This window comes from Kocuria sp. KH4, assembly GCF_053711175.1.
This window is the reverse complement of the sequence record NZ_JBSJYX010000006.1, coordinates 1-21,142: the sequence shown is the minus strand read 5'-3', so window position 1 is coordinate 21,142 and position 21,142 is coordinate 1. Positions and strand designations below refer to the sequence as shown.

Here is a 21,142-nt window from a genome sequence, read left to right as displayed (position 1 = left end):
GGTCCGCGGCCGGGGTGCGGCGCGGGGCGGAACGGATGACGAGGGGGCGAGGTGCGAGCACACCCGCCGCCACGCTCACAGCCAGGAGTGAACTTCCGCTCATCTTAGGGTGAACGTCCGTTGAACCTGTAGCGCGTGACGCCCGGCGGGACGTCCCCGGGCCGGGGGGAGCCTAAGCTGGATCCGTGAGTCCAACAGCCATCGCCGTCGTCGCCGGCCTGCTCGGCTTCGCCCTGGGCGTGAGCGGCCTGATCGGCCTGCGGCTGAGCGGGCGCGGCCGCCGCGCCCGCGCCGACGTGCAGGAGCCCGCCCTGCCGGACGGCACCGCGGACGTCCTCGCCGTGATCGGGCGGGCCTACGTGGTGGTGGACGGCGTGGACGGGGTGGTGCGCGCCTCCCCGGCCGCCTACGCGTTCGGGCTGGTCCGCGGGCACACCGTGGTGCACGACCAGATGCTGGAGATGATCCGCCGCGCCCGCCGCAGCGGGGTGATCGAGGAGCGGCGGGTGGAGCTGACCCGCGGGCCCTTCCAGACCGGTGCCGTGGTGCTCGACGTCCGGGTGGCGCCCATCGCCGAGGAGTACATCCTGCTGCTCGCCGACGACCAGACCGAGATCGCCCGGGCGCAGTCGATCCGCAACGACTTCGTGGCCAACGTCTCGCACGAGCTGAAGACCCCGGTGGGGGCGATCGGGCTGCTGGCCGAGGCGATCGAGGACGCGGCCGAGGACGAGGAGGCCGTGCGCCGCTTCGCCAAGCGGCTGCACAAGGAGTCCGTGCGGCTCACCGCCCTGGTGCAGGACATCATCGAGCTCTCCCGCCTGCAGAGCGCCGACGTCGTCACCGAGGGCCGGCCCGTGGACCTCAACCAGGTGATCGCCGACGCCGTGGACCGCAACCGGTTCCCGGCCGAGACCAAGCGGATCGAGCTGGTGGTCGGCGGCCACGTGAGCCGGCCCGTCTTCGGCGACCCCGACCTGCTGGTCACGGCCCTGCGCAACCTCATCGACAACGCGGTGCACTACTCCCCGGAGGGCACCCGCGTGGGCATCGGTGTCCGCGAGCGGGACGGCATGGCGCAGATCTCCGTCACCGACCAGGGCCCGGGCATCCCCGAGGACGAGCAGGACCGGATCTTCGAGCGGTTCTACCGCGTGGACGCGGCCCGCTCCCGGCGCACGGGCGGGACCGGGCTGGGCCTGAGCATCGTCAAGCACGTCATGTCGCAGCACGGCGGGGAGGCCACCGTGTGGTCGCAGCCGGGCCGCGGCTCCACCTTCACCCTGCGCATCCCCCAGATCGAGGGCGCCGACGAGCCCGAGCGGACCGCCCCGGCGGCCGCCGGCGCGTCCGCCCCGCCGGCGCCCGCGACGGCGCCGCCCGACCCAGTGACCACGACCCCACGGCCGGCCGCCACCGCGCGCCGGACCGGGAGCACGGAGGACCGACAGTGACCCGCATCCTGATCGTCGAGGACGAGGAATCCCTCAGCGACCCCCTCTCCTACCTGCTGGGGAAGGAGGGGTTCGAGGTGCAGGTCGTGGACAACGGCCTCGACGCCGTCACGGAGTTCGACCGGGCCGGGGCCGACCTGCTGCTGCTGGACCTCATGCTCCCCGGGCAGTCCGGCACCGAGGTGTGCCGGCAGGTGCGGCAGCGCTCCTCGGTGCCGATCATCATGCTCACCGCCAAGGACGCCGAGATCGACAAGGTGGTGGGGCTCGAGCTGGGCGCCGACGACTACGTCACCAAGCCCTACTCCTCGCGCGAGCTCGTGGCCCGGATCCGCGCCGTGCTGCGCCGCCAGGCGGAGCCCGAGGAGCTGGTCACGGCCACCGTGCAGGCCGGCCCGGTGCGGATGGACGTGGAGCGCCACGTGGTGAGCGTCAACGGGGAGCAGGTGGCCATGCCGCTCAAGGAGTTCGAGCTGCTGGAGATGCTGCTGCGCAACGCGGGCCGGGTGCTCACCCGCGGGCAGCTCATCGACCGGGTCTGGGGCTCGGACTACGTGGGGGACACCAAGACCCTCGACGTGCACGTCAAGCGGCTGCGCGCCAAGGTGGAGCCCGACCCCTCCGCGCCCCGGCACCTGGTCACCGTGCGGGGCCTGGGCTACAAGTTCGAGGCCTGAGCGCCCGCCGCGGGAGCCGCCGCGGCGGGCACACGGGAGAGGGCCCGGAACCCGCGGTGCGGGTCCCGGGCCCTCTCGCCCGTGCGCGGGATCAGTGCTCGTCGGCCTGCTGGCCTCCCACGAACGCCTCGTCGCCGGGCTCCGCCGGGACGTTGGAGGGGTTCGCCGGGGTGGTGGGGGCCCCGCCCGGGATGTACTCGGCATAGCGGGGGAAGGTGTGGTCGAGCACCGGCACGGACTCGGTCACGGACTCGCCGGCGGCGCTGATCACGGTCTCGACCATCAGCCCGGGCCTGGCGCCGGCCGGGTCCAGGAGCACGGGCTCGCTGTCGGCCAGCCGCAGGGTGGTCCCGGCGGGGATGGGGATCTCGCCCGTGGCGCCGTCCGCGTCCACCGTGACGGTGATGTCCTGGTCGCCGTTGTTGGTGAGGCTGCCCAGCAGGCGGCCCTCGGCCTCGGCGCTCTCGGCCACGATGAGCAGATCGGTGGCCTTGAGGTCGCCCATCTGCACCACGATGCCGTCCGCGGGCGCGTAGCCCACCCCGGCGGTGGCCACCGGGTTCACGGCGCTGCACCCGCTGGCGGTGAGCAGGGCGGCCACGGCGGCGGCACTGAGGCCTGCGCGCTTCAGGGACTTGCGGGCGGCGGTCTTCACGGCGCGTACTCCTCGGGAGCTCAGGACGATGTCCCCACCAGCTTATCCGTTTGCCGACGGATCGTCCGCATCGCCGGGCGTCCGGGGGCGCTCACGGCGGATCGGCGAATCCTACACCGTGTTAGAATGGACGTTCTGAAAGGGGTATTTCCATATGGTTTTTGAGGTTGGCGAGACGGTTGTCTATCCGCACCACGGCGCGGCGACCATCGAGGAGATCAAGACCCGCACCGTCAAGGGCGAGGAGAAGATGTATCTCAAGCTCAAGGTGACCCAGGGCGACCTGGTCATCGAGGTCCCCGCAGAGAACGTGGACCTGGTGGGCGTCCGCGACGTCGTCGACGAGGACGGGCTGAAGAAGGTCATCTCGGTCCTGCAGGCGAAGGACACCGAGGAGGCCAGCAACTGGTCCCGGCGCTACAAGGCCAACCTCGAGAAGCTCGCCTCGGGCGACGTCCTGAAGGTCGCCGAGGTCGTGCGCGACCTGTGGCGCCGCGACCGCGACCGCGGGCTCTCGGCGGGGGAGAAGCGGATGCTGACGAAGGCCCGCCAGATCCTCACCTCCGAGCTCGCCCTCGCCAAGAAGATCGACGAGGAAGAGGCCGAGAAGCGCCTCGACGACATCCTGGCGTCCTGACCTCCCCGTGACCGGGAACGGGCCACGGCCCCCGACGGCGAACCCGCCCTCTCCGGAGGGCGGGTTCGCCGTCGTCGTCGTGGCGGCCGGGTCCGGCACCCGGCTCGGGCACGGCATCCCCAAGGCCCTCGTGCCCCTGGACGGGCGCCCCCTCCTGGAGCACGCGCTGCGCGGCGTCGCCGCGGCCGGGATCGCCGACCGGGTGCTCGTCACGGTCCCCGCCGGCGACGTCGCCCTGTCCGCCCTCGCCCGGGCGCACGGGGCCCTGCCCGTGACCGGCGGCGCCTCCCGCGCCGCGTCGGTCCGGGCGGCCCTGGCCGTCCTGGAGCGCACCGGTCCCCGGAGCAGCGGGGTGCTGGTCCACGACGCCGCCCGGTGCCTGACCCCGCCGGAGGTCTTCCGGGCCGTGGCCCGGCGCGTGCGCTCGGGCGACCGGGCCGTGGTGCCGGTGCTCCCCGTCGCGGACACGATGCGCCGGGTCGACGGGGCCGGCCGCTCGCTGGGGACCGTGGACCGGGCGGCCCTGCGCGCAGTGCAGACCCCCCAGGGCTTCGACCTCGCCCTGCTGCGCGCCGCCGACCGCGCCGCCGCCGAGGCCGGCGCGGACCCGGAGACCGTCACCGACGACGCCTCGCTCGTGGAGACCCACGCCCCCGGGGTCACCGTCCAGACGGTGCCCGGCCACGAGCACGCCTTCAAGATCACCCGGCCCCTCGACCTCGTGCTGGCCGAGGCCGTGCTCCGGGGCCGGGCGCCCGGCGCCGCCGGCACGGTCCCGGTCGCCGCCGGGCCCTCGACCGCCACCACCCCCGAGGAGCGCTGAGCCCGTGAACCTGCCCCGCACCGGCATCGCCGTGGACGTCCACGCCTTCGGGCCCGAGGGCACCCCGCTGTGGGTCGCCGGGCTCGAGTGGCCGGGGGAGCGCGGCCTCGCCGGCCACTCCGACGGGGACGTCGTGGCCCACGCCGCCGCCGACGCCCTGTTCTCCGCCTCCGGCACCGGGGACCTGGGCTCCAACTTCGGCGTGGACCGCCCCGAGATGCAGGGTGCCTCGGGTCTGCACATCCTCACCGAGGCGGCCCGGATCGTGCGGGCGGCCGGCTTCGAGATCGGCAACGTGGCCGTGCAGCTGATCGGCGAGCGGCCGCGCTTCGCGCCCCGCCGCGCGGAGGCCGAGGCCGCCCTCAGCGCCGCCGCCGGCGCCCCCGTGACGGTCAGCGCCACGACCTCGGACCACCTCGGGTTCCCCGGCCGCGGCGAGGGGCTCGCGGCCGTGGCCACGGCCCTGGTCGTCGCCGCGGGAGCGGGCGCAGCCTGACCGTCCCGCGGGCGCGCGCCCTTATGATGGGCCGTGTGACTCTGCGCTTCTACGACACCGCCACCGCCACCGTGCGGGACTTCGAGCCCGTCCGCCCCGGTGAGGCCCGTCTGTACTACTGCGGTGCCACCGTGCAGGGCATGCCGCACATCGGGCACGTGCGCTCCGCGCTCGTCTTCGACCTGCTGGCGCGCTGGCTGGAGTTCCGCGGCCACCGGGTCACCACGGTGCGCAACGTCACCGACATCGACGACAAGATCCTCGCCAACGCCGCGGCCTCGTACGCCCCCGACTACGCCGGCGACCACCCCCGCGAGCCGTGGTGGGCGCTGGCCTACCGGTTCGAGCAGGTCTTCAACGCCGCCTACGACGCCATCGGCATCGCCCGGCCCACCTACGAGCCGCGCGCGACCGGCCACGTCCCGGAGATGCACGCCCTGATCCGGGCCCTCGTCGACGCCGGGCACGCCTACCCGGCCCCGGACGGCTCGGGCGACGTCTACTTCGACGTCCGCTCCTGGGCGCGCTACGGGGAGCTCACCCACCAGTCGGTGGACGACATGCAGGACGCCCCGGACGCCGACCCGCGCGGCAAGCGCGACCCCCGCGACTTCGCCCTGTGGAAGGGGCACAAGCCCGGCGAGCCGGAGACCGCGCGCTGGGACTCCCCCTGGGGCGCCGGCCGGCCCGGCTGGCACCTCGAGTGCTCCGCGATGGCCGGGAAGTACCTCGGGGAGCACTTCGACATCCACGGCGGGGGCCTGGACCTGCGCTTCCCCCACCACGAGAACGAGCTCGCCCAGTCCGCGGCGGCCGGGCAGCGCTTCGCCAACTTCTGGCTGCACAACGGGCTGGTCACCTCCGCGGGCGAGAAGATGTCCAAGTCGATCGGCAACACGGTCTCCCCGGCGGACATGCTCGCCGCGGCCCGCCCGCTGGCCGTGCGCTACTACCTCGGGCAGGCCCACTACCGCTCCGTGCTGGACTACCGGCCCACCTCGCTGACCGAGGCGGCCGCCGCGGTGGAGCGCGTCGAGTCCTTCCTGCGCCACGCCGCGGACGCCGGTCTCGACTCCGCCTGGACGCCCGCCGACGTGCCGGCGGCCTTCCAGGAGGCCATGGACGACGACCTCAACGTGCCCCAGGCCCTCGCGGCCCTGCACGAGGCCGTGCGGGCGGGCAACTCCGCGCTCGCCGACGGCGGCGACCCCACCGCGTTCGCCCGCGCCGTGCGGGCCATGACCGACGTCCTCGGGCTGACGGGGCTCATGGACCTGGGCGGGACCGGCGGCAACGCCGCCGAGCACGCCGCCCTCGACGCCCTCGTGCGCTCCCTGCTGACCCAGCGCGAGCAGGCCCGCTCCGCCAAGGACTGGGCCCGGGCCGACGCCATCCGGGACGAGCTCGCCGCGGCCGGGGTCGCGGTCCGGGACGGCGCCGACGGCGCCGCCTGGTCCGTGGCCTGAGCCGGCCCCACCCACCCCCGACCGAGAACAGAGGAATCCCATGCCAGCCCCCAAGCGCCCCGGTGCGATCCGCAAGAACAAGAAGGGCCCCCTCGTGGGCACCGGCGGCCACGGCCGCAAGGCCCTCGAGGGGCGAGGACCGACGCCGAAGGCCGAGGACCGCCCGTACCACAAGGCGCACAAGATGAAGAAGGCCGCCGAGCGCCGCCAGCCCCCGGGCGGGCGCGCTGCCTCCCGCACCCGGGGCAAGGTCCAGGAGGACCTCGTCACCGGGCGGAACTCGGTGGTCGAGGCGCTGCGGGCGGACATCCCCGCCAAGGCCCTCTACGCGGCGAGCAGGATCGACGTGGACGACCGCGTGCGGGAGATCCTGCAGATCTGCGCCGAGCGCGGGATCACGGTCCTCGAGGCCTCCAAGTCCGAGCTCGACCGGCTCACCAGCGACGCCGTGCACCAGGGCGTGGCCCTGCAGGTGCCGCCCTACGAGTACGAGGACGCCGTGGAGACCGCCCGCAGGCTGATGACCCAGTGGGAGAAGCGGCACATCCGCCGCCCGCCGCTGCTGGTCGCCCTCGACGGCATCACCGACCCGCGCAACCTCGGGGCCATCATCCGCAGCGCGTCGGCGTTCTCCGGCAACGCGGTCATCGTCCCCGAGCGCCGCTCCGTGGGCGTCACCGCCTCCGCCTGGAAGACCAGCGCCGGCGCCGCCGCCCGCGTGCCCGTGGCGAAGGCGGCCAACCTGAACCGCGCGCTCGAGGAGCTCAAGGGCATGGGCTACTTCGTGGTCGGGCTCGACGGCGACGGCGACGTCCAGCTGCCCGGGCTGGACCTCGCCACCGAACCGCTCGTGATCGTGGTCGGCGCCGAGGGGAAGGGCCTGTCCCGGCTGGTCACCGAGAACTGCGACCAGGTCGTCTCCATCCCCATCGACTCCGCCATGGAGTCCCTCAACGCCTCGATGGCCGTGGGCATCACCCTGTACGAGGTGTCACGGCGCCGTGCTGGTTCCTGAGCCCCGGCGGCAGGACACCGGCCGGCCCTACGTCTCCCACCCGTACCCGCTCGGGGTGCACCCCTCGCACGAGCGCGACGGCAGCGCCAACGTGGCCGTCTACGCCCCCGGCGTGCCGGACCTCGACATCGTCTTCCGGCTGCCGGGCGGGCGCTGGCAGCGGCGCCGGCTCACGGGGCGCACCGGCGGGGTGCACCACGGGACGATCCCCCCGGCGGAGCAGCAGCGGCTCTCCGAGACCGGCTTCGAGTACATGCTGCACCGGGACGAGGCGCCGGCGCTGCCCGCCGGCACGGAGTACGGCTTCGTGCCCGCGGACTCGCCGGTGGCCGCCCGCCGCCGCGGCCCGGACCCCGCCGACCACCAGGTCCTGCTCGACCCCTACGGGAAGGGCCTGCGCCGCGTGGCCCCGCCGGCCGGCGTCGCGGACCCCGGCCCCGACGCCTACGGCGGGCGCTACGTCTCCGTCATCGCCCAGCAGGACTTCGACTGGGACGAGGACCGCCCGCCGGCCACCGCGTGGCGGGACACGGTGATCTACGAGGCGCACGTCAAGGGCCTCACCGCCCTGCACCCCGACGTCCCCGAGCACCTCCGGGGCACGTACGCCGGCCTGGCCCACCCGGTGATGACCGACTACCTCACCTCCCTGGGCGTCACGGCCGTGGAGCTGCTGCCCGTGCACGCCCACCTGGACGAGCCCCACCTCACGGCCCTGGGGCTGAGCAACTACTGGGGCTACAACACGCTGGGCTTCTTCGCCCCGCACGCCGGCTACGCCACCGAGGCCGCCCGTGCCCGCGGCCCCCAGGGGGTGCTCGACGAGTTCAAGGCCATGGTCCGCGACCTGCACCGGGCCGGCCTCGAGGTCTACCTCGACGTGGTCTACAACCACACGGCCGAGGCCGGGCAGGACGAGCCGGCCTACTGCTGGCGCGGTCTCGGCGACGAGGCCTACTACCGGCACGGCGACGACGGCCGCTACGTGGACGTCACCGGGTGCGGCAACTCGGTGAACTTCGGCAACCCCCGCGTGGTGCAGATGGCCCTGGACTCCCTGCGCTACTGGGTGGAGCGCTGCCACGTGGACGGCTTCCGCTTCGACCTCGCCCCCGAGCTGGCCCGCGACGAACGCCACCGCTTCACCCGCAACCACCCCTTCCTGGTCGCCGTGAACGCGGACCCCGCCCTGTTCGGCACCAAGCTCGTCGCCGAGCCGTGGGACGTGGGCATGGGCGGGTGGCAGACCGGGCACTTCCCCGAGGGGTGGGCCGACTGGAACGACCGCTTCCGGGACACCGTGCGCGACTTCTGGCTCACCGGCCCGCGCAGCATGAGCCTGGGCGGGGACGGGGGCAACGCCTCGCGCCTGGCCGGGGCGCTCACCGGCTCCGCGGACCTGTTCGCCGCCTCCGGGCGCAGCGCCCTGGCCTCCGTGAACTTCGTGACCGCCCACGACGGCTTCACCCTGGCCGACCTCGTGGCCTACGACAACAAGCACAACCAGGCCAACCTCGAGCGGAACCGGGACGGCACCAACGACAACCACTCCTGGAACCACGGGGTCGAGGGCCCGGCCCGGGACGTGCGGATCCGGGCCGACCGCGCGCAGACCGCGCGCAACGTCATGGCCACCCTGCTCTTCTCCCAGGGCGTGCCGATGATCACCGCCGGGGACGAGTTCGGCCGCAGCCAGCGCGGGAACAACAACGCCTACTGCCAGGACAACGAGCTCTCCTGGGTGGACTGGCGCCACACCCCCGCCGACCGGGCGATGCTGGCCGCGACCCGCTCCCTCGTGGCCGTGCGCGGCGAGTTCCTCGCCGGGCAGCCGTCCCACTTCCCGACCCGCCCGGACGAGGTGATGATGCACTGGTTCGGCCCGGACGGCTCGCCCATGACCGCGGCCGACTGGCAGGCCCCCGGCTCCCGCACCATCCAGGTGCTGATCGGCTCGCGCGGCGGACGCGTCTCGGGGCTGATGGTGGTCAACGGGGCGAGCACCGACATGGCGATCACGGTCCCGGACGTCACCCAGCTGCTCCACCCCGACGAGGAGGAGCACCCGTTGCGGGCCTCGGAGGGCGTCTACGCCCTGGTGCACAGCACCGCCTCGGTCCTGCACGGCCGCTACGGCGCCCGCTACCGGGCCGGGCGGCCCCAGGGCGTGCCGGCCAACTCCGTCACCCTGTTCCGGCTCCTCTGAGGGGCCCCGGCCGGGCACACGCCGGGGGCCGCACCCCTGCACGGGTGCGGCCCCCGACGTGCGCCGGCCCGGTCCTGCCGGGCCGGGCTCAGGCGTTGGCCACGAGCCCCAGCTCCGCCCGGTCGGCGAGGTGGGGGTGGGTCGGCAGCACCCGCACGGTGTAGCCGAAGGGCCCGGAGCGGTCCACGGTGATCGTCCCGCAGAACCGGTGCCGCCCGCCCCCGAGGTCGCCCGTGGGGCGCAGGGTCGCGTACTTGCGCTCGTGGATGTGGTCGGTCTCCGAGACGCGGCCGTAGCCGATCTCCGCGCGGACGTCCTCCGGGGCCAGCGAGCCGAGGGTGACGTAGGCGCACACGGAGAGCTCGTCGCCGATCTGCGGGTCCTGGGCCACGCCCTCGGTGTCGACGTGCTCCACCGAGACCTGGCCCCAGGCCTGGCGCACGCGCCCGATCCACCGGGACTTCGCGCGCGCGGCGGCGTGCCCGTCCGCGGCGGCCCGGCGCCCGGAGACGGCGGCGGGGACGTAGAGCTCCCGCACGTAGTCCTCGAGCATCCGCTTGGCCGAGACGCGGGGGCCGAGCGTCGCCAGGGTGTGCCGGACCATGGCCAGCCACTGGTGCGGCACCACGTCCGCGCCCGGCTCGGCGGCGTCGGCCGTCTCCCCGTAGAAGCGCGGCGCCACGTGGTTCTCGATGAGCTCGTAGAGGGCGGCCGCCTCGATGTCGTCGCGCTCGTCCGGGTGGGCGCCCTCGTCCGCGGTGGGGATGGCCCAGCCGTTCTGGCCGTCGTACATCTCGTCCCACCAGCCGTCGAGCACCGACAGGTTCAGCCCGCCGTTGAGGGCGGCCTTCATCCCCGAGGTGCCGCAGGCCTCCAGCGGGCGCAGTGGGTTGTTCAGCCACACGTCGCAGCCGGGGAACAGGGTCCGGGCCATCGCGATGTCGTAGTTGGGCAGGAAGACGATCCGGTGGCGCACCTCCGGGTCGTCCGTGAAGCGCACGAGGTCCTGGATGAGCCGCTTGCCCTGCTCGTCCGCCGGGTGGGACTTCCCCGCGACCACGAGCTGCACCGGGCGCTCCGGGTCCAGCAGGATCTTCTTGAGCCGCTGCGGGTCCCGCAGCATGAGCGTGAGCCGCTTGTAGGTGGGCACCCGGCGGGCGAAGCCGATCGTCAGCACCCCGGGGTCGAGGACGGAGTCGGTCCAGCCGAGCTCGGCGTCGGCGAGACCGCGCTTCTTCCAGGAGGCCCGCAGCCGGGCCCGGACGTCCTCCACCAGGCGGGTCCGCAGCTCCCGGCGCACCGCCCACAGCTCGGCGTCGTCCACCCCGTAGATCCGCCGCCACCGCGCGGCCCGGTCGAGGTCGGAGCCCATCGGGTCCAGGGCGAGCTCCGCCATGCGGGGGTCGATCCACGTCATGACGTGCACGCCGTTGGTGATGGAGCCGATCGGCACCTCGTCCTCGTCGAAGCCCGGCCACAGACCCTGGAACATGCCGCGGGAGACCACGCCGTGCAGCTTGGCCACGCCGTTGGCGCGCTGGGCCAGGCGCAGGCCCATCACCGCCATGTTGAACTTGGACGGGTCCCCGTCGTCGTAGTCCTCCGCGCCGAGGGAGAGGACGTTGGCCGTGGGGACGGCCGGGGCGAGACCGGCGTTGAAGAAGTGCTCGATCTGCGCCCGCTCGAACCGGTCGATGCCCGCGGGCACCGGGGTGTGGGTCGTGAACACGGTCGCCGAGCGCACCGAGGCCAGGGCCTCGTCCCAGGTCAGCGCCTCGCTCCCGTCGGCGGGGTCCATGAGCTCCGCGATCCGCTCGATGCCCAGGAACCCGGCGTGGCCCTCGTTGCAGTGGAAGACCTCCGGGGCCGGCGCCCCGGTCAGCCGCGAGAACGTGCGCAGGGCGCGGATCCCGCCCATCCCGAGCAGCAGCTCCTGCTGCAGCCGGTGGTCGCCGCCGCCGCCGTAGAGGCGGTCGGTGACGCTGCGGGCGTGGTCGTCGTTGTCCGGGATGTCGGAGTCGAGCAGCAGCAGCGGCACGCGCCCCACGTCGGCGCGCCAGATCTGCGCGGACAGCGAGCGCCCGTTGGGCAGCGGCAGGGTGATCCGCGCGGGCGTCCCGTCCTCCTCCCGCAGCAGGGACAGGGGCATCCCGTCCGGGTCGAGCACCGGGTAGGACTCCTGCTGCCAGGCGTCGCGGGAGAGGGACTGCTTGAAGTACCCGTGCTGGTAGAACAGGCCCACGCCCACGACCGGCACGCCGAGGTCCGAGGCGCTCTTGAGGTGGTCCCCGGCGAGGATGCCCAGCCCGCCCGAGTACTGGGGCAGCACGGAGGTCACACCGTACTCGGCCGAGAAGTAGGCGATGGCCCGGGGGGCGTCCTCGGTCTGGGTCTGCTGGTACCACAGCTCGTCGGTGAGGTAGCACTCCAGGTCGGCGTCGAGCTCCTCGATCCGCCGCACGGTGGCGGGGTCCTCGGCGATCTGCTGGATCTCCTCCCGGGTGAGGGAGCCCAGCAGCTTGACCGGGTCGCCGTGCACGGTCTCCCAGGCCTGCGGGTTCAGATCCGCGAACAGCTGTTCGGTCGGCCGGTGCCAGGACCAGCGGAGGTTCCTCGCGAGACGGCTCAGAGGGGCGATGGACTCCGGCAGCACGGTGCGCACGGTGAATCTACGGATTGCCTTCACGCGGTCAGACTACCGGTGGACCGGCCGGAATCGGCGGTGTCCTCGCACGGTCGTCCCCCCGGCGTGCCGGGCGCTCCCGCAGGCGCGGGGACGCCGCCGCGCCCTTCGACAGCGGGCTTAACGATCGCGGGGTTTGTCGCTAACGTGTTCCAGGTGAGCCAAGCCAACACGCCGTCCCCGTCCGACCCGGCCGCGAGCCCGGCCGGCACGTCCGCCACCGACCTCCCGGCGGCGCCCGCCGCCGAGGCCGCCGTCCCCGCCGCCGTCCCGGCCGAGCAGCCGGCGAAGAAGGCCCCGGCCCGCCGCAGGGCCTCGACCGCCCGGAAGGCCCCGGCCGCGGACGCCGCGTCCGTGGAGGACGAACCGGGCATCTCCGTGGTCCCGGCCGCGGAGCCCGCCACCACCGCGCGCAGGACCTCGACCCCGAGGACGTCGAAGACGTCGACGGCCAGGACGTCGACCGCGAAGACCGCCACCGCGAAGACCTCCGCCGCCAGGACGTCGACCGCGAAGGCCGCCACGGCGAAGACCCCGGCCGCCCGCACGTCGACGACGAAGAAGGCCACGACCACGCGCAAGGCCCCGGCCACGCGCCGGAAGGCCGCCGGGTCGGCGTTCTCCCGCGAGGAGCTGGTCTACGGGCGGATCCCGGTCGTCGGCGTGAGCCCCGTGGTCGAGGACGGGCGCTTCCCGGCCAAGGCCGTGCCGGGCGAGTCGATCCGGGTGGGCGCCACCGTGTTCCGGGAGGGCCACGACGCCCTCGGCGTCACCGCGGTGCTCTACGACCCGCAGGGCGCCGAGACCGAGCGGGTGCCCATGCGCCTGACCACCCCCGGCACCGACCGCTACGAGGCGTGGCTGACCCCGACCTCCGAGGGCGCCTGGACCTTCGCCGTCGAGGGCTGGGGCGACCTCTACGAGACCTGGCGGCACGCCGCCGAGATCAAGATCGGCGTGGGCCAGGACGTCGAGCTGATGATGGCCGAGGGCGTGCTCCTCTTCGACCGCGCCGCCGCGGAGGAGGGGCGCCCGGACGCCGACGCCGAGCTGTTCCGCGCCGCCTCCCGCACGCTCGGCAACCAGGAGCTGGCCGCCGAGCACCGGCTCGAGGCCGGCACCTCGGCCGAGGTGCTGGCCGTGGTCGCCGAGCGCCCGATGCGCGACCTCGTCACGCAGAGCCGCCGCTACCCGCTGAAGGTCGAGCGCACCGCCGCCGGCCGCGGGTCCTGGTACGAGTTCTTCCCGCGCTCCGAGGGCGCCGTCCTCGACCCCGGGACCGGCACGTGGACGTCCGGGAACTTCCGGACCGCCGCGGAGCGGCTCGAGGCCGTGGCCGGGATGGGCTTCGACGTGGTGTACCTGCCCCCGATCCACCCGATCGGCCGCGCCCACCGCAAGGGCCCGAACAACACGCTCGTGGCCGGCGCCCAGGACCCCGGGTCCCCGTGGGCCATCGGCGCCCCCGAGGGCGGGCACGACACGATCCACCCGGACCTCGGCACGTTCGAGGACTTCGACGGGTTCGTGGCCCGCGCCGCCGACCTCGGACTCGAGGTCGCCCTGGACCTGGCCCTGCAGGCGTCCCCGGACCACCCCTGGGTCACGGCCCACCCGGAGTGGTTCACCACCCGGGCCGACGGCTCCATCGCCTACGCCGAGAACCCGCCGAAGAAGTACCAGGACATCTATCCGATCAACTTCGACAACGATCCCGAGGGCATCTCCCTCGAGGTGCTGCGGATCGTGCAGCTGTGGATCTCCCACGGCGTGAAGATCTTCCGGGTGGACAACCCGCACACCAAGCCCCTGTGGTTCTGGGAGTGGCTGATCGGCACCGTCAACGCCCAGCACCCCGAGGTCGTCTTCCTGGCCGAGGCGTTCACCCGCCCCGCCATGATGCAGGGCCTCGCCCGGGTGGGCTTCCAGCAGTCCTACTCCTACTTCACCTGGCGCAACACGAAGGAGGAGATCGAGGAGTACCTGCAGGAGGTCAGCCACGAGACCTCGGCGGTGTACCGCCCGAACTTCTTCGTGAACACCCCGGACATCCTCACGGAGTACCTCCAGTTCGGCGGTCCCGCGGCCTTCCGGATCCGCGCGGTGCTGGCCGCCACGGGCTCCCCGCTGTGGGGCGTCTACGCCGGCTACGAGCTCTTCGAGCACGTGGCCCGGCAGGGCGCCGAGGAGTACGTGGACAACGAGAAGTACCAGTACCGCCCCCGGGACTTCGCCGGGGCGGAGGAGCGCGGGGAGTCCCTGGCCCCGTACCTCACCCGGCTCAACGAGATCCGCCGCCGGCACGCCTCGCTGGGCGACCTGCAGAACCTGACCGTGCAGTCCACGTCCGACGACGCCCTGGTCGCGTACTCGAAGACCAAGACGGTGCGGCACGGGGGCTCCGCCTACAAGGACACGATCATCGTGGTCGTCAACGTGGACCCGCACGCGACCCGCGAGGGCACGGTGTGGCTCGACCTGGCGTCCCTGAACCTGGACGACGCCGACTTCAACGAGGACGGCAGCTTCTGGGTGGACGACCTGCTCAGCGGCGACTCCTGGAAGTGGGGCACGCACAACTACGTGCGCCTCGACCCGCACCACGAGCCGGCGCACGTCCTGCACGTCCGGCGCAACGTCAAGTAGGGATCCTCCGGACCCCGTCGGGGCCCTCCCGGGCAGCGCCACCCGGGAGGGCCCCTTCCCACCCGAAGGCCTTCGACCCACCTGCCCGAAAGGCGGCACCCCCGCATGAGCATCTCGCCGTTCTCGCTCAACGCCCCCGGCATCTCCCACGACCCCGACTGGTTCCGCAAAGCGGTGTTCTACGAGGTCCTCGTCCGGGCGTTCTCCGACGCCAACGGTGACGGCTCCGGCGACTTCTCCGGGCTGATCGACAAGCTCGACTACCTGCAGTGGCTGGGCATCGACTGCCTCTGGCTGCCGCCCTTCTTCGAGTCCCCGCTGCGCGACGGCGGCTACGACATCTCCGACTACTACTCCGTGCTCGACGAGTTCGGCACGATCAGCGACTTCAAGCGCCTCGTCGCGGAGGCGCACGCCCGCGGCCTGCGGGTGATCATCGACCTGCCGCTGAACCACACCAGCGACCAGCACCCCTGGTTCCAGGCCTCCCGGGAGGACCCGGAGGGACCCTACGGCGACTTCTACGTCTGGTCGGACACGGACGAGCTCTACCAGGACGCCCGGATCATCTTCGTGGACACGGAGGAGTCGAACTGGACGTTCGACCCGATCCGCCGCCAGTTCTTCTGGCACCGGTTCTTCTCCCACCAGCCCGACCTCAACTTCGAGAACCCGGCCGTGGTCGAGGCCGTCCACGACGTGGTGAAGTTCTGGCTGGACATGGGCATCGACGGGTTCCGCGCCGACGCGATCCCCTATCTGATCGAGGAGGAGGGGACCAACTGCGAGAACCTCCCCGGCACCCACGACTTCCTCGTGCAGCTGCGCCGGATGATCGACGAGGAGTACCCCGGGCGCGTGGTGATCGCCGAGGCGAACCAGATGCCGCACGAGGTCGTCGAGTACTTCGGGACCGAGCAGGACCCCGAGTGCCACATGTGCTTCCACTTCCCGATCATGCCGCGGATCTTCTACGCGCTGCGGGACCAGAAGGCCGCCCCCATCGTGGACACCATGCAGGAGACCCCCGACATCCCGCGCGGGACCCAGTGGGGGACGTTCCTGCGCAACCACGACGAGCTGACGCTCGAGATGGTCACCACCGAGGAGCGCCAGGCGATGCTGGGCTGGTACGCCCCGGACTCCCGGATGCGCGCCAACGTGGGGATCCGCCGCCGGCTGGCGCCGCTGCTGGACAACTCCCGGGCGGAGATCGAGCTGATCCACGCCCTGCTCCTGTCCCTGCCGGGCAGCCCGTTCCTGTACTACGGCGACGAGATCGGGATGGGGGACAACATCTGGCTCGACGACCGCGACGCCTCCCGCACCCCGATGCAGTGGACCCCGGACCGCAACGCCGGGTTCTCCAAGGCCGATCCGGGCAAGCTGTACCTGCCCGTGATCCAGTCGCTGGTCTACCACTACAACCAGGTCAACGTGGAGGCGCAGCTGGCGTCGTCGTCGTCCCTGCTGCACTGGATGCGCCAGATGCTGGCGGTGCGCAAGGCGCACCCGGCGTTCGGCCTGGGCAGCTACGTCAACGTGGAGACCGACCACGACTCCGTGCTCGCGTTCCTGCGGGTGCTGCCCGACGAGGAGACCGAGGACGGCCGCGGCGAGACGGTGCTGTGCCTGTTCAACCTGGCCCACACCCCCGCGTGCGCCCGCATCCGGCTGCCGCAGTTCGCGGGCCGGGGGCTGCGCGAGCTCTTCGGCGGCGACCTGTTCGGGGAGGTGGACGAGGCCGGGGAGTACCGCATCACCCTCGGCAGCCAGGACTTCTTCTGGCTGAGGCTGCGCGCGGCCCGCCGCGACGACGGCACGCACCCGCAGACCACGGCCCTGCCGATCATCACGCCCGCCAAGACGTCCTGAGCGCCACCGCGCGTCCGGCCACCACCCCGCCCGCCCCGGAAGGACCCGATCCCATGACCGACCAGCACCCCGACGAGCTCCTCGACCTCCTGCGGCGCTGGTTGCCGCAGCAGCGGTGGTTCCCCTTCGCGGACGGCGGCGCGGACGCGGAGCTGCGGGTCCTCGCCCAGCTCACCCTCCCGGAGCGGGCGGGCGGCACGGCCCGGGTGCTGCTCCTGGAGGTCGCGGCGGGGGACCGCACCGAGCTGCTCCAGGTGCCGCTGACCCTCCGCCCGGCACCCCTCGAGGGCGCCGAGCGGTTCCTCGTGGCGGAGCCGGCGGCCCCGGCGGACGCCGGCGAGGGGCGGACGGCCGCGCCGGGCGCGGAGCAGGGCCCCGGTCCGCTGCGGGCGGCGCGCAGGCTCAAGGACCGCGCCGCACGGGCCGGGCGGGCGGTGGCCGACCGCACCGGTCTGCCCGTGCCCGGGGCCGACGGCGCGGTGGCGGGATCCTGGGTCTACGACGGCGTGGGGGACCCCGCCTTCGTGGGCGCCGCGCTCGAGCTCATGCAGCAGCAGGAGACCGCCGGGGGCGGACCGCTCGGGCTGTCCCTGACCGGCGCGCACGGGGACGCGCTGCGCGTGCCCTACGCGGTGGAGTCCCGGGACCAGGTCCGGGTGATCTCCAGCGAGCAGTCGAACTCCTCGGTGATCATCACCCCGCCGCCCGGGCGGACGCACGCCGATGCCGTCATCGTGAAGTTCTTCCGCGTGGTGGGGGAGGGCGCCAACCCGGACGTGGAGGTCGGCCGCGAGCTCACCACCCTCGGCTGCCCCGCGGTCCCGGCCACCTTCGGCTGGCTCGACGCCCGCTGGCGCACCGGCCTCGCCGCCGCGGAGGGCCAGCTCGCGGTCGCCACCGAGTTCCTCGCCGGGTCCGCCGACGCCTGGGGCCGGGCCGTCGAGGCCGCCGGGCAGGGCGCCGACTTCACCGACGAGGCCCGGGAGCTGGGCCGCACCACCGCCCGCGTGCACCGGGACCTGGCCCGCGCCTTCGGCACGGAGACCCCCGACGACGCCGCCCGCACCCGCCTCCTGGACGGCCTCGCCGGGCGCCTCCGGTGGGCCCGGGCGCAGACCGGGGACCTGTTCGCCGAGCACGCCCAGGCCCTCGACGCGCTGCTGGCCTCCCTCGACGGCGTGACCGAGCTGCCCCCGCTGCAGCGCATCCACGGGGACTACCACCTGGGGCAGGTGCTCCAGACGGAGGAGGGCCAGTTCAAGGTCCTGGACTTCGAGGGCGAGCCCCTGCGCCCGATCGAGGAGCGCACCCGGCCGGACGTGGCCCTGCGCGACGTCGTGGGCATGCTCCGCTCCTTCGACTACGCCGCCGCGTTCGGGGCGCGCGCCGGAGCGGGGGACACCGAGCAGTGGGGCCGCCGGACCGCCGAGGCCTTCCTGTCCGGCTACGAGCAGGGCGCCGGGCACGCCGTGGACCGCGACTCGCCGCTGTTCCTGGCGCTGTGGCTGGACAAGGCGCTCTACGAGGTCGTCTACGAGCAGCGCAACCGGCCGGACTGGCTGAGCGTGCCGGCCGGCGCGGTGCGCCGTTTCCTGGACGATCTGCCGTCGCGTAGCGTGAACCCTGAACCCGCCGGCGCGGACTCCGCGCCCGGCACCGGCCATGACGACGACAGGTCCCGTTCCGCCCGGCTCGCTGCGGCGGAACCGGGAACGGAAACCGAGGACGCAGTGACCGCCAGCACCCCGCAGGACCGATCCGACCCCGTCCGGGCGGCCGGCCACGACGTCGCCCCGGCCGGGCCCGTCGCCGTGCCGGAGCACGTGCTCGCGGCCGTCTCCGAGGGCCGCCACCACGACCCGCACGGCGTCCTGGGCGCCCACCTGGGCCCGGACGGCAGCGTCACGGTGCGCACCCTGCGCCGGTTCGCCACGGCCGTCTCCGTGGTCACGCAGGACGGCGCCTTCGAGCTCGAGCACGAGTGGGGCGGCATCTTCACGGGCGTGGTCCCGGCCCACGAGCCGGGCCGGATCCCCGACTACCGGGTGGACGTCACCTACCGGGACCTCGAGCCGCAGCGGAGCGACGACCCGTACCGCTTCGCCCCCACGCTCGGCGAGCTCGACCTGCACCTGATCGGGGAGGGGCGGCACGAGACGCTGTGGACCGTCCTCGGCGCCCACGTGCGCCGCTACCCCTCGGCCCTGGGGGACGTCACCGGCGTGAGCTTCGCCGTGTGGGCGCCCAACGCCCAGGCCGTGCGCGTCATCGGCGACTTCAACGGCTGGGACGGCAGCGAGCACGCGATGCGCTCCCTCGGGTCGTCGGGCGTGTGGGAGATCTTCGTGCCGGGGCTGGGCTCCGGCACCACCTACAAGTTCCGCATCCTCGGCCGGGACGGCGGCTGGCGGGAGAAGGCCGACCCCATGGCCTTCGGCACCGAGGTCCCGCCCTCCACCGCGTCGCGCGTCTTCGAGTCGACCTACGAGTTCCAGGACGACGCCTGGCTGGCCCGCCGCGCGGCCACCGACCCCCACAACGCCCCGATGAGCGTCTACGAGATGCACATCGGCTCGTGGCGGATGGGCCTGGGCTACAAGGACCTCGCCAAGGAGCTCGTCGAGTACCTCACCTGGCAGGGGTTCACGCACGTGGAGTTCATGCCCGTGGCGGAGCACCCGTTCGGCGGGTCCTGGGGCTACCAGGTGACCTCGTACTACGCGCCGTCCTCGCGGTTCGGCAGCCCGGACGAGTTCCGCTACCTGGTGGACCAGCTCCACCAGGCCGGCATCGGCGTGATCGTGGACTGGGTCCCGGGGCACTTCCCCAAGGACGAGTGGGCCCTGGCCCGGTTCGACGGGGAGCCCCTGTACGAGCACGCCGACCCCCGCCGCGGGGAGCACAAGGACTGGGGGACCCTGATCCCCGACTACGGCCGCAACGAGGTCCGCAACTTCCTGGTGGCCAACGCCTCCTACTGGCTGGAGGAGTTCCACGTCGACGGGCTGCGCGTGGACGCCGTCGCCTCCATGCTCTACCTGGACTACTCGCGCAACGAGGGGGAGTGGGAGCCGAACGTCCACGGCGGCCGGGAGAACCTCGAGGCCATCGCGTTCCTCAAGGAGGCCAACGCCACGGCCTACAAGCGCACCCCGGGGATCGTCATGATCGCCGAGGAGTCGACCTCCTACCCGGGGGTGACCCGGCCCACCGACGCCGACGGGCTCGGCTTCGGGCTGAAGTGGAACATGGGCTGGATGCACGACACCCTCGAGTACATGGCCGAGGACCCGATCAACCGGTACTACCACCACAACCAGCTCACGTTCTCGCTCGTCTACGCCTTCTCGGAGAACTTCCTGCTCCCGATCTCCCACGACGAGGTCGTCTACGGCAAGGGCTCCCTGCTGCGCAAGATGCCCGGGGACCGGTGGCAGCAGCTGGCCAACGTCCGCGCCTACCTGGCGTTCATGTGGGCCCACCCGGGCAAGCAGCTGATCTTCATGGGCACCGAGTACGCCCAGGAGTCCGAGTGGTCCCAGGAGCACGGACTCGACTGGTGGCTCTCCGAGACCCCGCCGCACAAGGGCGTGCAGGAGCTCGTGCGCACCCTCAACACCGTCTACCGGGACACCCCGGCGCTGTACGAGCGGGACAACAACCCCGCCGGCTTTGAGTGGATCGACGCCGCCGACGCCGGGCGCAACACGCTGTCCTTCACCCGCTGGGACGAGCAGGGCAACCCGCTGGTGTGCGTGGCCAACTTCGCCGGCAACCCGCACGAGAACTTCCGGCTGGGCCTGCCCTGGGCCGGGGAGTGGGACGAGGTGCTCAACACCGACGCGGAGCACTTCGGCGGATCGGGCGTGGGCAACCTCGGGCGGGTGAGCGCGACCGAGGGCGCCCACAACGGCAGCCCCGCCTCCGCCGTGCTGACCGTCCCGCCGCTGGCGGTGCTGTACCTCAAGCCGGCCGAGCACTGAGGCCGCACCGGTCGTCCCGCGGGGGCGGACCGGTGCGCCGGGGCAGGGGCCCGGGTCTTCGGACCCGGGCCCCTTCCCCGTTCCCGCCCCGCGGTGTGTGGCGCGGACCGCCGGGTTGCACGGGCCGGGGAAACCGGGTAACTTCTTCCGAGTCGTCGCGGCGAGGAGCTCCTCCGGGAGCACCACGGGACGGCGCCCCACCCGACCTTCCGGACCGAACGGCCAGCGCGCTGCGAGGATCCGGGGACGTGCTAGGGTGGCGGCTCGTGAGCTTCGCCTGAGGGCGGCTCCGGTCACGATCGGGTCACCAAGTGTTCACCCAGGATTGACCGGGACGACCAGCAGGGCTAAGGTTGCAGAGCACTCCGGGAGCACGGTGTCCAGCGGGACACGCTCACCGGTCTGTTGTTTGAGAACTCAATAGTGTGCCATGTTTGTTGATACCAAATGTTTTGTTTGGTTGATGGATCGCCTGTGTCCCGCCTCCGTGGGGTGTGGGTGGTCGTTTCGGCCTGGATCGCTCGCT

Annotated in this window: 13 protein-coding genes; 11 read left to right on the top strand and 2 right to left on the bottom strand. The window is 73.2% G+C overall.

Going from position 1 to position 21,142, the window contains the following annotated elements:
• The first annotated feature begins 185 nt into the window (after positions 1-185).
• On the top strand, positions 186-1,454 hold the full coding sequence (locus ACWCOM_RS06285; protein ID WP_454547888.1) for a sensor histidine kinase: 1,269 nt from the start codon (positions 186-188) through the stop codon (positions 1,452-1,454).
• Positions 1,451-2,131 carry a winged helix-turn-helix domain-containing protein gene (locus ACWCOM_RS06280; RefSeq protein ID WP_454547887.1) on the top strand — a complete coding sequence of 227 codons (681 nt, stop codon included), beginning with the start codon at positions 1,451-1,453 and terminating at the stop codon, positions 2,129-2,131. Before ACWCOM_RS06285 ends, ACWCOM_RS06280 begins: the two co-directional genes overlap by 4 nt.
• 91 nt (positions 2,132-2,222) lie before the next feature.
• On the opposite strand, the gene ACWCOM_RS06275 is transcribed toward ACWCOM_RS06280, so the two are convergent.
• Positions 2,223-2,786 carry a hypothetical protein gene (locus tag ACWCOM_RS06275; protein ID WP_454547886.1) on the bottom strand — a complete coding sequence of 188 codons (564 nt, stop codon included), beginning with the start codon at positions 2,784-2,786 and terminating at the stop codon, positions 2,223-2,225.
• 154 nt (positions 2,787-2,940) lie between these two features.
• Here ACWCOM_RS06275 and ACWCOM_RS06270 point away from each other — a divergent pair, with 154 nt between their 5' ends.
• Genes ACWCOM_RS06270 through glgX form a run of 6 tightly spaced genes read left to right on the top strand, consistent with a single transcriptional unit; the run spans position 2,941 to position 9,429 of the window.
• Entirely contained in the window at positions 2,941-3,423 is a 483-nt protein-coding gene (locus ACWCOM_RS06270) for a CarD family transcriptional regulator (RefSeq protein WP_017831963.1), read from the top strand.
• Between the two features lie 7 nt (positions 3,424-3,430).
• The gene (gene ispD, locus ACWCOM_RS06265; protein ID WP_454547885.1) at positions 3,431-4,246 is read left to right on the top strand and encodes a 2-C-methyl-D-erythritol 4-phosphate cytidylyltransferase; all 816 of its coding nucleotides are present in this window, start codon (positions 3,431-3,433) and stop codon (positions 4,244-4,246) included.
• 4 nt (positions 4,247-4,250) lie between these two features.
• On the top strand, positions 4,251-4,742 hold the full coding sequence (gene ispF, locus ACWCOM_RS06260) for a 2-C-methyl-D-erythritol 2,4-cyclodiphosphate synthase (protein ID WP_454547884.1): 492 nt from the start codon (positions 4,251-4,253) through the stop codon (positions 4,740-4,742).
• Between the two features lie 35 nt (positions 4,743-4,777).
• Positions 4,778-6,208, top strand: a complete 1,431-nt coding sequence (gene cysS, locus ACWCOM_RS06255; RefSeq protein ID WP_454547883.1) for a cysteine--tRNA ligase — start codon at positions 4,778-4,780, stop codon at positions 6,206-6,208.
• Between the two features lie 40 nt (positions 6,209-6,248).
• A complete protein-coding gene (gene rlmB, locus ACWCOM_RS06250; RefSeq protein ID WP_454547882.1) occupies positions 6,249-7,223 on the top strand; it encodes a 23S rRNA (guanosine(2251)-2'-O)-methyltransferase RlmB in 975 nt (324 codons plus the stop codon).
• A complete protein-coding gene (gene glgX / locus ACWCOM_RS06245) occupies positions 7,210-9,429 on the top strand; it encodes a glycogen debranching protein GlgX (protein WP_454547881.1) in 2,220 nt (739 codons plus the stop codon). The genes rlmB and glgX overlap by 14 nt, the downstream gene beginning before the upstream one ends.
• Positions 9,430-9,517: 88 nt before the next feature.
• Here the strand turns inward: glgX and glgP are convergent, their stop codons facing one another.
• On the bottom strand, positions 9,518-12,115 hold the full coding sequence (gene glgP, locus ACWCOM_RS06240) for an alpha-glucan family phosphorylase (RefSeq protein WP_454547879.1): 2,598 nt from the start codon (positions 12,113-12,115) through the stop codon (positions 9,518-9,520).
• Between the two features lie 144 nt (positions 12,116-12,259).
• Between glgP and ACWCOM_RS06235 the strand changes: the two genes are divergently transcribed.
• From ACWCOM_RS06235 to glgB, 3 genes are all read left to right on the top strand, one after another.
• The gene (locus ACWCOM_RS06235) at positions 12,260-14,758 is read left to right on the top strand and encodes an alpha-1,4-glucan--maltose-1-phosphate maltosyltransferase (RefSeq protein ID WP_454547878.1); all 2,499 of its coding nucleotides are present in this window, start codon (positions 12,260-12,262) and stop codon (positions 14,756-14,758) included.
• 105 nt (positions 14,759-14,863) lie between these two features.
• On the top strand, positions 14,864-16,633 hold the full coding sequence (treS, locus tag ACWCOM_RS06230) for a maltose alpha-D-glucosyltransferase (protein WP_454547877.1): 1,770 nt from the start codon (positions 14,864-14,866) through the stop codon (positions 16,631-16,633).
• Positions 16,634-16,686: 53 nt separating this feature from the next.
• Complete coding sequence (gene glgB / locus ACWCOM_RS06225; RefSeq protein WP_454547876.1) at positions 16,687-20,616, top strand: 1,4-alpha-glucan branching protein GlgB; 3,930 nt, start codon at positions 16,687-16,689, stop codon at positions 20,614-20,616.
• Positions 20,617-21,142 lie beyond the last annotated feature (526 nt).

What these genes read in the sequence shown, in the direction of transcription:
- glgB (WP_454547876.1), top strand. Translation starts at nt 16,687, where the DNA reads ATGACCGACCAGCACCCCGACGAGCTCCTCGACCTCCTGCGGCGCTGG.
- ACWCOM_RS06270 (WP_017831963.1), top strand. Translation starts at nt 2,941, where the DNA reads ATGGTTTTTGAGGTTGGCGAGACGGTTGTCTATCCGCACCACGGCGCG.
- rlmB (WP_454547882.1), top strand. Translation starts at nt 6,249, where the DNA reads ATGCCAGCCCCCAAGCGCCCCGGTGCGATCCGCAAGAACAAGAAGGGC.
- treS (WP_454547877.1), top strand. Translation starts at nt 14,864, where the DNA reads ATGAGCATCTCGCCGTTCTCGCTCAACGCCCCCGGCATCTCCCACGAC.